At 73.2% G+C, this 15,776-nt stretch carries 15 protein-coding genes; 4 read left to right on the top strand and 11 right to left on the bottom strand.

Annotated features, from left to right (window positions below):
* The first annotated feature begins 98 nt into the window (after nucleotides 1–98).
* Both ACH4TP_RS32020 and ACH4TP_RS32015 read left to right on the top strand, forming a co-directional pair.
* A complete protein-coding gene (locus tag ACH4TP_RS32020; RefSeq protein WP_389234849.1) occupies nucleotides 99–1,307 on the top strand; it encodes an FAD-dependent oxidoreductase in 1,209 nt (402 codons plus the stop codon).
* A gap of 39 nt (nucleotides 1,308–1,346) precedes the next feature.
* Complete coding sequence (locus ACH4TP_RS32015) at nucleotides 1,347–2,228, top strand: ester cyclase (RefSeq protein WP_398190581.1); 882 nt, start codon at nucleotides 1,347–1,349, stop codon at nucleotides 2,226–2,228.
* A 142-nt stretch (nucleotides 2,229–2,370) separates the two neighbouring features.
* Here ACH4TP_RS32015 and ACH4TP_RS32010 read toward each other — a convergent pair whose 3' ends face one another.
* The 9 genes from ACH4TP_RS32010 to ACH4TP_RS31970 all read right to left on the bottom strand — a co-directional run bounded on the left by ACH4TP_RS32010 (nucleotide 2,371) and on the right by ACH4TP_RS31970 (nucleotide 10,694).
* Nucleotides 2,371–3,279, bottom strand: a complete 909-nt coding sequence (locus tag ACH4TP_RS32010; protein ID WP_398190578.1) for a glycosyltransferase — start codon at nucleotides 3,277–3,279, stop codon at nucleotides 2,371–2,373.
* A gap of 15 nt (nucleotides 3,280–3,294) precedes the next feature.
* A complete protein-coding gene (locus ACH4TP_RS32005) occupies nucleotides 3,295–4,107 on the bottom strand; it encodes a BTAD domain-containing putative transcriptional regulator (RefSeq protein WP_389234839.1) in 813 nt (270 codons plus the stop codon).
* Nucleotides 4,108–4,341: 234 nt separating this feature from the next.
* Nucleotides 4,342–4,965: a dTDP-4-dehydrorhamnose 3,5-epimerase family protein gene (locus tag ACH4TP_RS32000; RefSeq protein WP_398190575.1), complete on the bottom strand. Its 624-nt coding sequence runs from the start codon at nucleotides 4,963–4,965 to the stop codon at nucleotides 4,342–4,344.
* A gap of 182 nt (nucleotides 4,966–5,147) precedes the next feature.
* Complete coding sequence (locus ACH4TP_RS31995; protein WP_389234834.1) at nucleotides 5,148–5,561, bottom strand: ester cyclase; 414 nt, start codon at nucleotides 5,559–5,561, stop codon at nucleotides 5,148–5,150.
* Between the two features lie 40 nt (nucleotides 5,562–5,601).
* Complete coding sequence (locus tag ACH4TP_RS31990) at nucleotides 5,602–6,606, bottom strand: NAD-dependent epimerase/dehydratase family protein (RefSeq protein ID WP_398439880.1); 1,005 nt, start codon at nucleotides 6,604–6,606, stop codon at nucleotides 5,602–5,604.
* A 50-nt stretch (nucleotides 6,607–6,656) separates the two neighbouring features.
* Nucleotides 6,657–7,610, bottom strand: coding sequence for a Gfo/Idh/MocA family protein (locus ACH4TP_RS31985; RefSeq protein WP_398439879.1), 954 nt, complete (start codon nucleotides 7,608–7,610; stop codon nucleotides 6,657–6,659).
* 117 nt (nucleotides 7,611–7,727) lie between these two features.
* Nucleotides 7,728–9,116: an NDP-hexose 2,3-dehydratase family protein gene (locus tag ACH4TP_RS31980; RefSeq protein ID WP_398190566.1), complete on the bottom strand. Its 1,389-nt coding sequence runs from the start codon at nucleotides 9,114–9,116 to the stop codon at nucleotides 7,728–7,730.
* A gap of 170 nt (nucleotides 9,117–9,286) precedes the next feature.
* Nucleotides 9,287–10,177, bottom strand: coding sequence for an alpha/beta hydrolase (locus ACH4TP_RS31975; RefSeq protein ID WP_398439878.1), 891 nt, complete (start codon nucleotides 10,175–10,177; stop codon nucleotides 9,287–9,289).
* 46 nt (nucleotides 10,178–10,223) lie between these two features.
* On the bottom strand, nucleotides 10,224–10,694 hold the full coding sequence (locus tag ACH4TP_RS31970; RefSeq protein ID WP_389234819.1) for a nuclear transport factor 2 family protein: 471 nt from the start codon (nucleotides 10,692–10,694) through the stop codon (nucleotides 10,224–10,226).
* 193 nt (nucleotides 10,695–10,887) lie between these two features.
* Between ACH4TP_RS31970 and ACH4TP_RS31965 the strand changes: the two genes are divergently transcribed.
* Entirely contained in the window at nucleotides 10,888–11,586 is a 699-nt protein-coding gene (locus ACH4TP_RS31965; protein WP_389234816.1) for a hemerythrin domain-containing protein, read from the top strand.
* Nucleotides 11,587–11,669: 83 nt separating this feature from the next.
* Here the strand turns inward: ACH4TP_RS31965 and ACH4TP_RS31960 are convergent, their stop codons facing one another.
* Together ACH4TP_RS31960 and ACH4TP_RS31955 are read right to left on the bottom strand one after the other, a co-directional pair.
* The gene (locus tag ACH4TP_RS31960; RefSeq protein WP_398439877.1) at nucleotides 11,670–12,800 is read right to left on the bottom strand and encodes a glycosyltransferase; all 1,131 of its coding nucleotides are present in this window, start codon (nucleotides 12,798–12,800) and stop codon (nucleotides 11,670–11,672) included.
* 162 nt (nucleotides 12,801–12,962) lie between these two features.
* Nucleotides 12,963–14,435 carry a DHA2 family efflux MFS transporter permease subunit gene (locus ACH4TP_RS31955; protein ID WP_398439875.1) on the bottom strand — a complete coding sequence of 491 codons (1,473 nt, stop codon included), beginning with the start codon at nucleotides 14,433–14,435 and terminating at the stop codon, nucleotides 12,963–12,965.
* 430 nt (nucleotides 14,436–14,865) lie between these two features.
* Here ACH4TP_RS31955 and rfbA point away from each other — a divergent pair, with 430 nt between their 5' ends.
* Nucleotides 14,866–15,762, top strand: coding sequence for a glucose-1-phosphate thymidylyltransferase RfbA (gene rfbA, locus ACH4TP_RS31950; protein ID WP_389234807.1), 897 nt, complete (start codon nucleotides 14,866–14,868; stop codon nucleotides 15,760–15,762).
* Nucleotides 15,763–15,776 lie beyond the last annotated feature (14 nt).

Below are 15,776 nucleotides of genomic sequence, written 5' to 3'. Positions count from 1 at the left end.
CCCTCTCCCACTCCCCCACACCCCACGTCACCCCCCACCTCGTCCGTCGACCCGCCGTCCGCCGTCCGCCCTTCGCCCCGACCTCCGGGAGAACGCACATGTCCGCTCAGACGCCTCGCCCCCTACGCCGGGTCCTCATCGCCGGCGGCGGGATCGGCGGCATCGCCACCGCCCTCGCCCTCCAGCAGCAGGGCATCGACTCCGTCGTCTTCGAACGCGCGCCGCAGCTGCGCGACGGCGGCGCCGGACTGCACATCTGGACCAACGGCATGCTCGCCCTGGACCGCCTCGGCGTCGCCGACCAGGTCTCCGCGATCGCCCCCGCCCAGGCCGCCTGCCACTTCGCCACCTCGGCCGGCCGGCCCATCGGCACCTGGCCGGTGGGCCAGTTCATCGAGCGCTACGGGCAGCCCACGGTCGCCATCGGCCGCTCCGACCTGCACGGCATCCTGCGCGACGCCGTGACCGCGCCGGTCATCACCGGCGCCGAGGTCACCGGCTACACCGAGCACGACGAGGGGGTCAGCCTCCACTTCGCCGACGGCACCTCCGAGGACGGCGACCTGCTGATCGGCGCCGACGGGGTGCGCTCCGCCGTCCGCGCCCAGCTGCTGGGCCCCCAGCCGCCCGACTACACCGGCTACATCGCCTGGCGCGGCCACGCCGAGCTGAGCCCCGAGCAGTTCCCGCCCGGCACCTTCCAGGCCCTGTTCGGCCCCGGGACCCGCTTCACGTACTACGACATCGCCCCCGGCGTCGTGCACTGGATGAGCGTCGCCGACGGCCCCGCCGGCGGCCGCGACGAGGGCACGCCCGAGCAGACCCTGGACATGCTGCGGGCCCGGCATGCGGGCTGGGCCGACCCGAGGGTGCGGCAGATCCTGGACGCCACCGTGCCGCAGAGCATCCTGCGCGGCGACGTGCTGGACCGCAAGCCCGACCCGGTCTGGGGCCGGGGCCGGGTCACCCTGCTCGGCGACGCCGCGCATGCGATGAGCTTCAACATCGGGCAGGGCGCCTGCCAGGCCATCGAGGACGGCCTGGTCCTGGCCGGGCACCTGGTCTCGCCGGGGAACGGCATCACCCAGGCCCTGCGCGCCTACGAGGCCGAACGCCAGGAGCGCACCCGGCCGATGCAGCTGCTGGCGCACCGCATCGGCGTGCTCGGCTCCCTGCACAACCCGGCCGCCGTCTGGCTGCGCGACCGGTTCATGGCACTGACCTGGAACAAGACCTTCCAGTCCACCGAACGTGACCACGTCGCCTACGGCACGCGATGGAAGTCCGGCGCCACCGCCTCGGTGTGAGCACGTGCGTATCCGACCGACGACGAGAGGACAGCTGTTGTGACCACCGCGACCACCACCGACCCGGCGCGAGGACTGTGGGACAACGCCCAGGAACGCAACAAGGCGACGATCCGGCGCGTCTTCGCCGAGTTCGTCAACCAGGGCGACGCCTCGCTCGTGGACGAGCACTACCGGCCGGACATCGTCGACCACGCCGGCCTGCCCGGGGCGCCGGAGGGCGCCGAGGGCGTGAAGTACACCATCGCCGGACTGCGTGAGGCGTTCCCCGACTTCCACGTCACCATCGAGGACATCAGCGCCCACGACGACATGGTCGTCATCCACAACACCTGGCGCGGCACCCACCTGGGCGAGCTGCTGGGCATCGCGCCCACCGGCCGTTCGTTCCTGTCCGTCGGCATCGTCATCTGGCGGTTCGACGAGGAGGGGAAGATCGCCGAACGCTGGGAGCACAACGTGGCGTCGAACATGTTCGCCGCGCTCGGGCTGCGGATGCTGGCGCCGCGCAAGGGCCGCCGGCGCGCGGTGGAGGGGGCCCGGACCGTGACGCGGACCGTGCCGCTCAAGCCCGGCAAGCCCCTGGCCTGGCAGCGGCTGGTCGAGGAGCTGCAGGGCCCGCGGCTGCGCGAGTACGAGGCGTCCCGGCGCCGGCTGGGCATCACCGGCGAGGTGCTGCGCATCGACCCGCGGCCCGACGGCGACCACGTGATCGTGCACTTCGAGACGGCGGACCCGGAGCGCACCCGCAAGCGCTGGGCGCAGTCGGAGCACCCCTTCGACCGGTGGCTGCGCGAGCAGCTCCTCGACATCCACGGCGAGGACCCCTGGATCGGCCCCGCGACCTCCTACGAGTCGGCCGGTCTGGCCTGGACGGTGCCGCCGCAGCTGACCTCGGACCGCTCCGACGGGGCGCGCTGAGGGGCCTTGCGGTCTGCCGACCCCGGTTCCAGCCGCCCTCCAGGCCCGGTCGGCACACTGGGGTCTCCCCCTGGACGACGGGCCCGCGCCGTACCTCCCCCGGCGGCGCGGGCCCGTCAACGTGCCCGCTTCGGGGGCGGGTTCACCGCAGCAGTGCCTCGATGCCGGGGACGAGGTCGGCGGGCTGCGGCATCCGGGCGATGCTCCGGCCCAGTTGCGCGGCCGCGGGCAGCACCCGGCCGCCGTTGACCAGCTCGGCGATGTGGAAACGCAGCCGCAGCATGGTGGAGTCGCCCGCCAGTTCGTCCTCGGTCAGGCAGCGGCCGATGCCGGCCCGCTCCAGGCGCTTGCCCGCCGCCCATTCCTCCGGGCCCGCCGGCAGCACCAGCTGGGAGACCCCGTACCGGGCGGCCGCGTACACGATGCCCTCGTCCCCGCCGTGGACGACCAGGACGCTGCCCCGCAGCACCACGCTCCAGGGATGGTCCTCGCCCCTCAGCACGGCCACCTGCAGGCCGAGGCTTTCCACGCCCTCGGCGACCCGGCCGAAGAGCCGGGCCCGGCGCCGGTCGGCGGGCCCGGTCCCGCCGGGCATCCCGGTGATGCACACGCGTGGACGCAGTGACAGCTCGGTGAGCCAGGGCACCGGCTGCGCGGGCAGTTCGTAGGCGTCGCAGCGCACCTGCCAGGCGTCGGGCTCCGGCCGGTCCCGCAGCAGCGGGGGGCAGGGGTCGATCCAGACGGTGGGCCGCGGCGACAGCGGCGGGTGGGCGTAGGGCAGATAGCCGATGCTGGGCACCCCGGACTCGGCCGCCATGTCGGTGGCCTCCGGGCACAGGGGATCGTGGACCACCAGGTCGGGCCGCCAGGCCCGGCTGAAGCGCCGCGGCGCGGCCAGGACCGGGACGAGCCCGGCCCGGACCACGCGGTGGCGGGTCCGGGCCGGGGCACAGAAACGGACCTCGTGGCCGGCCGACTGCAGTTCCCTCGCGAGCAACACCAGGCGCAGTGCCGCCGGCATGCCGAGGCCCGCCGAGAAGAGCACACGCACAGTTCCTCCCTGGGGTTATCTGGCGAAGCGGTCGAGCACCCGCCCGGTCCCGGCGTCGACGTCCAGCGCCGGGTCGCTTCCGAGGACGGCCCGCTGCAGCTGCTGCAGGCGCTGCGAGGGCTCGATGCCCAGCTCCTCCACCAGACGGGTCCGCAGGTTCTGGAAGACGTCCAGCGCCGCGGAGGGCCGTCCGGCCCGGTAGAAGGCCACCATGGACTGGGCGTGCAGTCCCTCGTGCAGCGGATGGCGGGCGGCGAGCGCGGTGAGCTCGGTGAGCAGTTCGCCGTGCCGACCGAGCCTGAGCTCGACGTCGATGCGCCGCTCCAGCACGCCCAGCCGGCTCTCCTCCAGGCGCATCGCCTCGATCTCCAGCAGCGGGCCGGTGCGCACGTCGACCAGGGCCGGGCCCCGCCACAGGGCGAGGGCCTGGCGGAACAGCTCCGCGGCCTGGGCGTGCTCGCCGCGGTCGAAGGCCCGCTGGCCCAGGGCGGACAGCCGGTCGTGCTCGTGGGCGTCGATGCTGCCGGGCTCGGTGTGCAGGAGGTATCCCCCGTGCCGGGTCAGCAGCAGTTCCTTGGAGCCGCCGGGCTCTCCGTCGAGTGCCTTCTCCATGCAGCGCCTGAGCTGGAGGATGTAGGTCTGCAGCGTGGTGAGCGCGCTGCGGGGCGGGGCGTCGCCCCAGATCTCCTCCATCAGCGCGGACACCGGCAGGACCTGGTTGGCGTAGATGGCGAGCAGTGCCAGGATCTGGCGCGGCTTCGCCGCGGTGGGCAGGATCGGGACGCCCTTCAATTCGGCTTCCAAAGACCCCAGAACAGAGATGCGCATGCGGCCCCCTTATGTCTCTGTCATCGGACCTTGAACCTCCCACGAGCCCGCCTCGTGCGGACAGTGCGCAGCTCCCGCTCCTGCTGGTGTGCTGCTCCCGGCCGGGGTGTGATCGATTCACGGGTCCGTCCGGGGGGTGGGGTGCGGGCATGGCGCAGGCCCCGCGCGTCCTTGCGGCGTGCGGGGCCTGCGGTCCGGCTCGGTGGGGGGGGTCGGGCTCCGGTGTGGTGGGGGTCAGTCTCCGGTGAGGACGGGGCGGTCGTAGAGCGCGAGGCAGTCCTCGTAGGCGGGCAGGAGGCCCTGGGCCAGTGCTTCGGCGGCGGTGGGGGCGGCGAGGTCCTCGTCGGACATCAGCGGCTCCGTGGTCAGCCCCCAGGGCAGGGCGAGCGCGGGGTCCAGGGCGCTGACGGTGTAGCCGGTGCCGGGGGTGTCGGGCCGGGAGCTGTGGCAGGCGACGACCGTGTCGTCCTCCAGGGCGAGCCAGCCGTGGCCGAGGCCTTCGGAGACGAACACGCCGGCCGCGTCGCGGTGGTCGAGCCAGACCATCTGGTGCCGGCCGTAGTCGGGGGATCCGACGCGCAGGTCGACCACGACGTGGACGGCGGAGCCGCGCACGCAGTCGAACAGGCGGGCGCGGGCGCCTTCGCCGGCGGTGCCGTGGATGCCGCGCAGGACCAGGCGGCGTGCGGCCGACAGGTCGCTGTGGCGGATCGCGAAGGGCCGTCCGACGGCCTGCTCGACGTCGTCCTGGCGGAAGGTCTCGTAGCGGACGACGATCTCGTCCTCAACGGCCCGGGGCGACAGCAAGAACGCGCCCGGGAGGGCGAGTTCGCTGATTTCCAGGCTGTTGAGTTCCATGGTGGCGACGGTAGCGGCCGCCGCTCAAGACCGGCTGGAGCAGTGCTGATGCGCGGTGCCGCCGCAGGCGGGGGCGGACATGCCGATCACCGCCCTGCGCGTGGCGGGGGCGGTGCGGGTGGTGCGGCCGGGGGCGCGGTGGCCGGGCGGGGCCGGCCGCCGCGCCGGGGCGTGCGGGGGTCTCAGGCCTGTGCGGCGGCCGGGCCGGCCCCCAGCTGCCGGAAGAGGTCGTCCATGTTGAGCTGGTCCCAGTGCTCGGCCAGCAGCCCGTCCTCGATCCGCCAGATGTCGATGGACTGGAAGTTCACCGGGCGTCCGGTGGCCGGTATGCCGAGGAAGGTGTCCTGGTGGGTGGCGCTGTACTCCAGGCGGGCGGCGACCCGGTCGCCCTCGGCGATGACGTCGTGCAGCACGGCCTTCAGGTCGGGGAAGGCGGTGAACACCTGGGTCCAAAAGGCCCGGTTGGCCTCGATGCCGTCGGCCACGGCGGGGTTGTGGTCGATGTGTCCGGCCGCGGTGTGCTCCTCCATGGTGCTGACGTCATGACTGTTGATCATGTCGACGAAGCTCTGGACGACGGCGTGGTGGTTGGGCATAGGGGCCTCATTTCGGCTGGGTGTCGAGCGGGGGGTGGGTTCAGGACAGTTCGGCCTCGCGGCCGCTGGAGCAGAACTGAGTGGTCAGGCGCAGGCCTTCGTCGAGGGACACCCGCGGTTTCCAGCCGGTGGCGGCCTGGAACGGGGAGGAGTCGATGATCACGCTGCGGAAGTCGCGGGTCTCGGCGTAGTCCGGGGGTGTGACGGAGACGACCGGGACCGGTTGCCTGCCCGTCTGGGCGGAGACCAGCTCGGAGACCCGGGTGAACACCGGGCCCAGGGGGGCGCCCTGGCCGGTGCCGATCAGCCAGCGTTTTCCGGCGAGCGCGTCCATGCGGGGGACGGCGTCCCAGAAGGCGCGGGCGACGTCGTCGACGTGCAGCAGGTCCCGGCGGACGGTTCCGTCGTGCCACATGGTCAGGGGCTCGCCGGCCACGGCGCGGCGGGCCATCGAGGAGACGATGCCCTTGTCCCGGGTGGTGGATCCGGCGCTGTAGCCGTACACCGTGGTCAGGCGCAGGCAGGCGCCGCGTACGGTGCCCGCGGCGTCGGCGTCCAGCAGGAGGCGTTCGGCGGCGAGTTTCTGCCGCTCGTACTCGCCCTGGGGCCGGTCGGGTTCGGTGCCGTCGAGGACTTCCTTGTCGGTGGGGCCGACGGCGGTGACCGAGCCGGTGAACAGGACGGTGGGGGGCTGCTGGGTGCCGCTGCGCTCGGCCAGGGCCCGCAGCAGGTCGCGCATCAGGCCGACGTTGACGCGTTCGGCGACGGTGTCGCCGTCGGCGATGCGCCAGGTGGAGGCGCCGGCGATGTAGGCCAGGGAGTGGATGACCACGTCGGCGCCGGCGACGGCGGCGGCCATCTGGCCGGGCTGGGTCAGGTCCGCGCAGAGCACCTCGATGTCGGCGCGGGCGTCGTGCGGCAGGGGGGTCTTCCTGCGGGAGACGGCCCGGAGCCGGATGGGGTGGCGGGCCAGTTCGCGAAAGACGGCGGATCCGACGAAGCCCGCGGCGCCCAGCACCACGACGAGCGGGGGGTGGGGGGTCACGGCGCTGCCTCCAGAGGGGTGTGGGTGGTGCGTGGGCCGGGCGGGGGTGGTCATCGGGTGCCCTCGCCGGCGGCGGTGAGGCGGCCCAGGGTGCGGGCGTCGCTCAGCAGGGCGTCGTCGAACTCGCGCGATCCGCTCTCCGCGGCCGCGAGGACCCGGTCCAAAAACAGCCGCATGCTGTCGGCCGGTTCCATCCGGTGGACGTACTGCTGGTCCTTGGTCTGGACCCGCAGGGCGGGGGTGAGGTCGGGGGGCAGGGAGAAGGGGCGCTCGATGTCGATGGCGCAGCTCTCGCCCAGCAGCCGCAGGGTGTTCTGGTAGACGGTGGTGAACCCGAAGTGCCCGACGGCCGTCCGGCCGCCCGGGTAGCCGGCCAGCACGCTGTAGGCGGTCTCCAGGCCGTCGTCGGTGCGTTCGCCGACCAGGACGCTCAGCTGCTCGGGTTCGGCCTGCCACAGCACCCGGCCCAGGGACGCCAGGTAGGGGCCGGTGTCGGCGAACGCGCCGCCGCCGCGGGCGCGGTCGAAGCGGAAGTCGTCGCGGGGCACGGGCGGGGTGAAGACGGCGACGGCCTTGGTGATGTCGCCGCCGGTCCGCTCGGTGAGCGCGCGGGCCTCGGCGAACATGGGGTGGAAGCTGTAGCAGACGGCCTCGGCGAGCACGCGGGACCGGGCGCGGGCCAGGTCCACCAGCTCGCGGGCGGTGTCCGGGTCCGGCAGGGCCGGTTTGTCGACGACGACGTGGTGTCCGGCGTTCAGCGCGTGCCGCACCGCGGCCGCGTGTTGGCTGTTGACCAGGGACACGTAGACCAGGGCGGGGGGTGTGGTGTCCAGGGCGGTGCGCCAGTCGCGGTGGACGCGGCCGACTTTGGGCAGCGGTGCGAGGGCCGCGGGGTCGGCGTGGGCGCTGGCGATGTCGATCGTCGTGATCCCGGGCATGGCGGCGGCGGCCGGCAGGACGCGGCGCTGCGCGAACCGGGACATGCCGATCAGGAGGAGGTCCATATCACTCTCATGGGTCTCGTTCGGGGGGCGGCCGCCCCGCGCCCGCGGGGGTGTCCGGGCGCGGGGTGGGGGTGGCGTGGGCGGCGGCGGTCCGCCGGGCAGGTCACCGGCCGGTGGTCACAGCAGGCAGGCGGCGAGGCTGCGGGCCTCGACGTTGACGTGGTAGCCGAATCGAGTCATGCGGTTGAGCAGGCCGAGGGTCATCCACCGGTAGTTGGCGGGTGCCTCCAGGGTGTGGTCCTCGGGGAGTTCGATGACCTGGTGGAGGGTGTCCGCCTTGGCGAAGCGGCCGCCGTCCTCCGACTGGATGGCCTTGAGCCGGTTCCAGGAGGCGGGGGCGTCGAGGTACTGCGCCAGCGGCGGGATGTCCTGGGGGCCGCGGTGGTAGCCGGGGGCGAACTGCACGGTGGGGCCCAGTTCGAGGCGGTCGGTCAGGCCGGGCTGGACGGTGGCCTGGACCAGGAACTGCAGGACGCCGGCCCGCCGCTGGCAGATCAGGGCCACGGTGTTGCCGGGGGCGGGTTCGAGCATGGCCTGCGACCAGGCGCCGACCTCCCGGCTGGTGGCCTGCACCGACACGCCGTTGATCTCGAAGTAGCGGCCGTCGTCGCGGTGGCGGACGCTGTCGTCGTCGACGATCCATTCGTCCATCTCCCGCAGGCTGGTGCGCCGCACGTCCAGGCTGTAGGTGGCCTTCTGGTCGATGAGCCAGGTCAGCGCGCCGGCGAGGTCGTCGTCCGAGCGCAGCGCCTGGTGGGAGGTGACGAGTTCGGCGTGGAATCCGTCGGGCCGGGCGGCCAGCCGGCCCAGGGCGGCGCCGCCGTAGGCGATGCCGGACAGCACGGTGCGGGCGTTCATGTTGACGCCGTTGCCCTGGGCGAGCTGCTGGCGCAGCTGGCCCAGGGTGAGCCAGGTGAAGTCGCTGTGGACGGGGACGTCCTCGTCCTCGGGCACCTCCACGATCATGTTGCGGTTGCGCTTGTACAGGTACCAGAAGCCGTGTTCGGACAGCAGCTGGTCGAACAGGATGCGCCGGCCGCGCCGGCCCTGCAGGAAGTAGTCCAGGTAGGGGGTGGCCCGGCCGCCGTGGACGCGCTGGTAGTTGCTGGGGGTGGCCTGGACGGTCGCCGCGTACTGGACGAAGGTGGTGTTGCCGGGCTCCATCTTCGCCTGCATGAGGAAGTGGAGCACGCCGTCGATCCGCTTGACGAGGATGCCGAGGATGCCGATCTCGGGCTGGACGATGATGGGCTGGGACCAGTGCGGCACGGGGCCGAAGTCGGTCCGCACGGAGAGTCCCTCGACCGTGAAGAAGCGGCCGTCGGCGCGGTTGAGCCGGTCGCCGAGGTGCCAGTTGGGGAGGCTGGCCAGGGGCACCCGTTCGACGTCGTAGGAGGCGGAGACCTCCCGTTCCTTGAGGAAGGCGCCTGCGTCCGGGGTCAGCGGGGACTGCGACACCATCGCCGACGCCAAGAAGTCGTCGGCACCGTACACCTCGGGCTGCATCCTGCTACTTCCTTCCGACTTCACGGGCCATGACTGCCACACCGGCGGACGGCCGGACCGGCTGGCTGAAGAACGCCCAGATCGCGGTGGTCAGGGGTGCCTCAGTGTGCGTCGCGTGACCGGTCGTGGAAGTTGAGGGCGACTTGAACGCCCGGCGGGTGCGGGCGGGGTCAGGGGGCGGCGGCCTGCAGGCACTGTTCGAAGAAGGCCAGGGCGCGCAGGTGGTAGCCGCGGGCGGCGCGGCCGAGGCTGATGTTGTGGGCGGCGTCCGGCTGGCGTTCGATCTGCAGGACGGGGGCCTTGGTGAAACAAGCGGCCAGGTCCGCCAGATCCTGGTCCTCGTGGAGCCACCAGGCCTCGTGTTCGGCGAAGGTCAGCCGCAGCGGGAGGTCGATACGGGGCGCGAGGTCGTCGAAGTGCTCGGGCCAGCGGGGCACTTCGGCTGCCTCGCGGGGCGGGACGGGGGCGACCAGGTGCTCGGCGGCGCGGAAGGTGCCGGGCGGGTAGAGGCCGAGGGGGCCCCAGCTGCGCTCCCACTCCATGCGCCGGCGCAGCCGCTGGCGTTCGTCGTGCTCGACGCCGTAGCGGTGGCCGACGCCGGAGGCGTCCAGGGCCAGCAGCCCGGGGGTGCGGGCGACGGTGGTCAGGGCGACCATGCCGCCGAAGGAGTGGGCCAGCAGCATGAAGCCGCGGCCGACGGTGTGGCCTTGGGCGAAGGCGTCCAGGGCGGCGGTCAGGACCGCGGCCTGCTCCTCCAGGGTCAGGCCGTCGGGCGCCTGGGCGGCGGAGTGGCCGTAGCCGGGGCGGTCCAGGGCCAGCACGGTGAAGCCGAGGCGGGCGCCCAGGGTGAGCAGGGACAGGTCGGGGTGGGCCTGCCCGTCGAAGTAGCCCGCCCGCATCCCGCCGCCGTGGACGGCGACGACGGTCGCCCTGGGCGGCGCTTCGGCGGGTTCGGCCAGCAGGCCGGACAGGGTCAGGCCCGCGGCCTCCAGCAGCATCGGGCGTACGCCGGCCGAGTGGGTCTGCGGCGGGGCCGTGCGGCCCGTCCGGGACGCGCTCATGGTGGTGGTGGTCCTTGTCGGTCGGCGGCGGTGGGCCCGGTCCGGGTCAGGCGAGCTGGCGGGCGAAGGTGTCCAGGTCGAAGTAGAGGGTCTCGTCGACCAGGACGTCGCCGTCGAAGTGGAAGAAGACGGCGACGGGGGCGTCGACGGTCTTGCCGCGGTTGGGGATGCCGCGGAAGTCGGCCTCCTGCTTGGCGCGGAACTGCGCCTCCAGGATGACGGCGGTGGGGGTGTGGTGGACGTGCAGCAGGCCGTGGTCGGCGTGCGGGAAGGCCGCCTGGAGTTCGGCGAAGTACTTCTCCTTGATGTCCTTCTCGCCGATGAAGGGGCTCTCCTGGTAGGCCATGACCCGGTAGACGCCGCCGCGGGGGAAGGTGGCGAGGACGCCGTCGATGTCCCAGGCGTGCTCGGCGACGGTGTGCTCCAGGACGACCGCCTCGCGCTTCTTGCGCAGTTCGGCGTCGGGCTGCGGCAGGTCCGCGCCGGGCAGCTGGAACGCGTGCTCCTCGGTGGCCATGGGGTTCTCCTTCGTGCGGGGGCTGGTTCGGGTACGGACCGGGACGCTAGGGCGCCGTCCTCGGCTGTCCCTCGTGAAGCGGTGGAGCGGGCGGGTGGGGGTGGCGGCTCGAGCGGGATTCGAGTGCTGCGGGGTCAAGCTGGAGGCAGGTCCGGCTCTGGTCCGGTGACCCCCCGCGAAAGGAAGCACGCCCATGACCCCCTCCGCGCACGGCCAGTCCCCGGCGACCGGGAGCGATTTCGGGTACGGCGGGTTCGACGCCCAGGAGATGGTGATCGTCCACCGCGCCTTCCGGCGGGAGCTGCGGCTGCTGGGCGAGCTGATCGCCGTGGTGGCCCCGGGAGACGTCGAACGGGCCGGCGTCCTGGCCGGGCACTTCGCCGATCTGCATGCCGGGCTGCTCAACCACCACCACGGTGAGGACGAGCTGCTGTGGCCGCTGATGCTGGACCGGGTCGGTCTGGAGCGTGAGGTGGTGGTGCGCATGGAGGCCCAGCACGAGCGGGTCGCCGAGACCCTCACCGCGCTCGCGGCGCTGGTCGAGCGGTGGGCGCCGGTCGCGGACGCGCCGACCCGGGACCGGGTGGTGGCCGCGCTGGCAGAGCACCGGGCCGTGCTCGTGGAGCACCTCGACGACGAGGAGGCGCATCTGCTGCCGCTGGCCGAGCGGTATCTGACGGCGAAGGAGTTCGGCGCGCTGGGCGAGCACTTCGTGCTGAACACGCCCAAGACCAAGCTGTTCACGTACTTCGGCATGGTCATGGAGGACGCCGACGCCCGGGAGCGCGCCATCATGCTGGGCAATCTGCCCGCGCCGGTGCGGCTGATATGGCGGCTGGTGGGGCCGTCGCTGTACGCCCGCACGGTGCGCCGGATCCGGGGTGCGGCCTGACACCCGCTCCCCCGGGACACGTACCCGCACCCGCGCCCCGCGCTCCTGGTGAGCGCGGGGCGCGGCGTGCGTGCGGGGGTGGGTCAGGCGATGAACTCGGGGAAGCGGGCGACGGTGGCGGCCGGGTCGGGCAGGGCCGCGATCTCGTCGGCGATCTTGCGGGCCGCGGCGCGGTAGGCGGGGTCGGTCAGCAGGGTGTGGACCTCGGCCTGCACGCCGGGGGCGGAGACGTCCTCGCCGATGAGCAGGCGGCCGGCTCCGGCGGCGGCGACGGCGGGCGCGTTGCTGAAGCCGTCGCCCTCGGCGGGCAGGATCAGCTGGGGCAGGCCCGCGGCCAGGGCGCCCAGGGTGGTGCCGTGGCCGCCGTGGTGGACGACGACGGCGGCGTGCCGCAGGGCCTCGGGCTGGGGCACCCAGGGCAGTGCGACGACGCGGTCGGGCAGCTGGCCGAGCTCGGCCGGGTCGACCACGGAGCTGGTGGCGACCAGGACGCGGGCCTCCAGCGGCAGCAGGCCGTCGATCGCGGTGCGCAGCAGCTGCGCGGAGGTGACCACGGTGCCGAAGCTGAGGTAGACCAGGGGGTCTTCGCCCTGGGTGACGCCGGCGGGCAGCTCGCCGGGTTCGGCGAAGGCGACGGGCCGCTGCGGGACGATCTGGACGCCCGAGGCCAGGAAGTCGGGGTTCTGCAGGGAGGGCGGGCAGATGTCGATGAAGGGGTTACCCAGGGACTGGCTGTGGCCGATCTTGCCGGCCACGCCCAGGTCGGTGGCGGTGGCGAACAGTTCCTGCTGGATCAGCGGGTCGATGGCGGGGTCGGCGGAGACGCGGCCGATGCCGTGGCAGAGGCCGGGGATGCCGGCGGCGGCGGCGGCGAACGCGGCACCGGGGTTGAGGATCTCGTGGACGACCAGGTCGGGGGCGACGGAGTCCAGGACGGGGGCGAGGTCGGTGAAGACGCTGCGCGGCAGGACCGAGCCGAAGGCCTTGACGGCCAGGCGGGCCAGCACCTCGGGCGGGATGTCGCTGGCCTGGGCGGCGCCGCCGTTGGCCTCCAGGAACGCCTGGCCGCCGGCGGCCTCGATGAACGCCTCGGGGACGGTCAGGCCGGCGGCGACCGGGCGCAGCCCGGCCTTGTCGAGGATGGGGTGGAACTGCTCGCTGGTGGCGAACCAGACCTCGTGTCCGGCCGCCTTCGCCGCCTGGGCGAGCGGCATCAGGGGGAAGATGTGTCCGTAGTTTCCGAGGCTTGCGAAGAGGACCTTCATGTCGTGCGCGGCCTTTCTGCCGGTGACGTGACGGGGGGGTGGCGGGATGCCGAATTCCCGCGGCCCGGCGCGGGGTTGCGTCGCGCCGGGCCGCGGGCGGGGGTGCGGGGGTCAGCGGGTGGCCGGCTCGGCGTGCGGCTGCGCGCGCTCCGGCTCGCCGCCCTGCTCCTGCCGCTGCGCGGCGGCGGGGCGGGCGGCGAAGAGCATCACGACCGCGGCGAGCGCCATGGCCGCCGCGCCGACCCACAGGGCGGGGATGAAGCCGTCGACGAAGCTGCGGCCCGATCCGTAGCCGCCGTTGTGGGTGAAGACGCTGGTCAGGACGGCGATGCCGAAGGCCGCGCCGAGCTCGCGCATGGCGGAGGTCGAGCCGGAGGCGATGCCCTGCTCGGATTCGTCGACCGAGCTCATCGTCAGGTTGATCAGCGGGGCGAAGAAGCAGGCGACGCCCACGCCGCCCAGCAGGTAGCCGGGCAGCTGCTCGACGTAGGAGGAGTCGGGGCTGATCACCAGCGCCCAGTAGGCGAAGCCGGCGGCCAGCAGCGCGAGGCCGACGACCGCGACGGGACGTCCGCCGACCTTGTCCGACAGGATGCCCGCGACGGGCGCGATCAGCAGCGGCATCGCCGTCCAGGGCAGCATCCGCACGCCCGCCTCGGTCGGCGACATGTGCTGGATGCTCTGCATGAACTGGGTGATGAGGAAAACCACGCCGTACATGCCGAAGGCCTGCAGCAGGCCGCCGGCGTTGACGGCGCTGAAGGCCCGGTTGCGGAACATGCGCATGGGCAGCATCGGGGCGCTGCTGCGCTGCTCCCACAGGACGAACAGGGCGACCAGCACGACGCCGGCGACCATGGGGCCGGCGACCATCGGGGCGCCCCAGCCGTCGTGGCCGTTGGCGCGGATCAGGCCGTAGACGATGCCGAGGATGCCGAGGCTGACCAGGAGGGTGCCGGGGGCGTCCAGGCGGTTGTTGGGGCCGCGGCTCTCGGCCAGGCCGCGCCAGGCGGCCGGGATGAGCAGCAGGCCGACCGGCACGTTGATCCAGAAGATCCACGTCCAGGACAGGTGCTGAGTGACCAGTCCGCCCACCAGCGGGCCGCCGGCGATGGCCAGTCCGCCCACCGCGCTGTAGATGCCGAGGGCGGCGCCGCGCTTGGCGGCGGGCACCGCGCTGGTGAGCAGGGTGAGGGAGAGCGGCATGACGGCGGCGGCGCCGGCGCCCTGGACGACGCGGGCGGCGATCAGTTCGCCGATGCCCGGTGCCATGGCGGCCGCGGCGGAGGCGGCGGTGAACACCAGCAGGCCGGCCATGAACACCCGGCGGCGGCCGAACCGGTCGCCGAGGGCGGCGCCGAACAGCATCAGGACGGCGAAGGACAGGGTGTAGGCGTTCACCGTCCATTCCAGGTCTTCCAGGCTGCCGCCGAGCTTGCCCCTGATGGTGGGCAGTGCGACGAGGACCACCAGGTTGTCCAGGCCCGCCATGAAGGTGGCCAGGGAGGTGATCAGGATGGCCATGCCCGGGGACTTCCCTCCCCCGGCCGCGTCGCCGGCGGCGGCGAGCTTGTCAGTACTCATTCAGGGATTTCCTTCCGACTTCACCATGGAGGGGGCAACGGGCTTTCGTCGCCTGGTCGGCGGCGAAGCGCCGGCCCGACGCGCAGGCGCAGGGCATCGGGCCGAGGCTAGAAAGGCGCACTCAAGCGCCGGTCGAGCCGGGAGGGGCGGGCGGTGGTCGGCGGCCGCCTCCAGTGCCTCTCCGCCGCCTCTCCGCCCGCTCTCGATCGCGGCGCCGCACCATCGGGCAGGAGGACTCGGCCAGGCGCCGGCGGCCGGGGCGGCGAGCCGGGAGGTGCGGGCCGTGCGGTTGCGCCGCCGGGTCGCGGGCCGGGGTCCGCCCGGCGGCGGGGCCGCATCCGGCCCGGCCGCCGCCCCCGGGGTCCGGGGGATCGTCGCCGATCCCGCGGGCGGCCGGAACCAACTCACCATCAACGTAAGGAAAGCTCAGATGAAGGGCATCATCCTCGCCGGCGGCAGCGGCACCCGGCTGCGCCCGCTGACCGGCGCAGTGTCCAAACAGATCCTGCCGGTCTACGACAAGCCGATGATCTACTACCCGCTGTCCGTGCTGATGCTGGCCGGCATCCGCGACATCCTGGTGATCTCCTCCCGGGACCACTCCGACAGCTTCCGCACCCTGCTGGGGGACGGCTCCCGGCTCGGCCTGAGCATCGAGTACGCCGAGCAGGAGCAGCCGCGCGGCATCGCCGAGGCCCTGGTGATCGGCGCCGACTTCATCGGGGACGAGCAGGTCGCGCTGGTGCTGGGCGACAACATCTTCCACGGGCCGCGGTTCTCGCTGCTGCTCGACGACGCGCTGCGCCGGCTGGACGGGGCGCACCTGTTCGGCTACCGGGTGAGTGATCCGCACCGGTACGGGATCGGGGAGATGGACGCCGAGGGGCGGCTGCTGTCGCTGGAGGAGAAGCCGGCCCAGCCGCGGTCGAACATCGCGGTGACCGGGCTGTACCTCTACGACAACGACGTGGTGGGGATCGCCAAGAACCTCTCCCCCTCGGCGCGCGGCGAGCTGGAGATCACCGATGTCAACCTGGCCTATCTGGCGCAGGGCCGGGCCCGGATGACCGAGCTGGGCCGCGGTTTCGCCTGGCTGGACATGGGCACCCACGACTCGCTGCTGCAGGCGGCGCAGTACGTGCAGCTGGTCGAGCAGCGGCAGGGCGAGTGGATCGCCTGTGTCGAGGAGGTGGCGCTCAACCGCGGGTTCATCACCGCCGAGCAGTGCCGGCGGCTGGGCGAGGAGATGGCGGGCACGGCGTACGGCGCCTATGTCACCGAGGTCTCCCACCGCCGCCGTACGATACCGACCGCCCACGTGGCCTGAGAGGGGACCGTGTC

The organism is Streptomyces sp. NPDC021012 (assembly GCF_044333355.1).
In the GTDB taxonomy this organism is placed as follows: domain Bacteria; phylum Actinomycetota; class Actinomycetes; order Streptomycetales; family Streptomycetaceae; genus Streptomyces.
The sequence above is the reverse complement of the archived record's forward strand: the minus strand, read 5'-3'. Positions and strand labels throughout refer to the sequence as shown.

Bases quoted from the DNA above. Each gene is read 5' to 3' on its own strand.
- ACH4TP_RS31960 (WP_398439877.1), bottom strand. From the start codon at position 12,800: ATGCCGCTCGCCCAGGCGGCGAAGGCGGCCGGACACGAGGTCTGGTTC.
- ACH4TP_RS31980 (WP_398190566.1), bottom strand. From the start codon at position 9,116: ATGCAGCCCGAGGTGTACGGTGCCGACGACTTCTTGGCGTCGGCGATG.
- ACH4TP_RS31985 (WP_398439879.1), bottom strand. From the start codon at position 7,610: ATGGACCTCCTCCTGATCGGCATGTCCCGGTTCGCGCAGCGCCGCGTC.
- ACH4TP_RS32000 (WP_398190575.1), bottom strand. From the start codon at position 4,965: ATGGAACTCAACAGCCTGGAAATCAGCGAACTCGCCCTCCCGGGCGCG.
- ACH4TP_RS31995 (WP_389234834.1), bottom strand. From the start codon at position 5,561: ATGCCCAACCACCACGCCGTCGTCCAGAGCTTCGTCGACATGATCAAC.
- ACH4TP_RS31975 (WP_398439878.1), bottom strand. From the start codon at position 10,177: ATGAGCGCGTCCCGGACGGGCCGCACGGCCCCGCCGCAGACCCACTCG.
- ACH4TP_RS32020 (WP_389234849.1), top strand. From the start codon at position 99: ATGTCCGCTCAGACGCCTCGCCCCCTACGCCGGGTCCTCATCGCCGGC.
- ACH4TP_RS31965 (WP_389234816.1), top strand. From the start codon at position 10,888: ATGACCCCCTCCGCGCACGGCCAGTCCCCGGCGACCGGGAGCGATTTC.
- rfbA (WP_389234807.1), top strand. From the start codon at position 14,866: ATGAAGGGCATCATCCTCGCCGGCGGCAGCGGCACCCGGCTGCGCCCG.
- ACH4TP_RS31955 (WP_398439875.1), bottom strand. From the start codon at position 14,435: ATGAGTACTGACAAGCTCGCCGCCGCCGGCGACGCGGCCGGGGGAGGG.
- ACH4TP_RS31970 (WP_389234819.1), bottom strand. From the start codon at position 10,694: ATGGCCACCGAGGAGCACGCGTTCCAGCTGCCCGGCGCGGACCTGCCG.
- ACH4TP_RS32005 (WP_389234839.1), bottom strand. From the start codon at position 4,107: ATGCGCATCTCTGTTCTGGGGTCTTTGGAAGCCGAATTGAAGGGCGTC.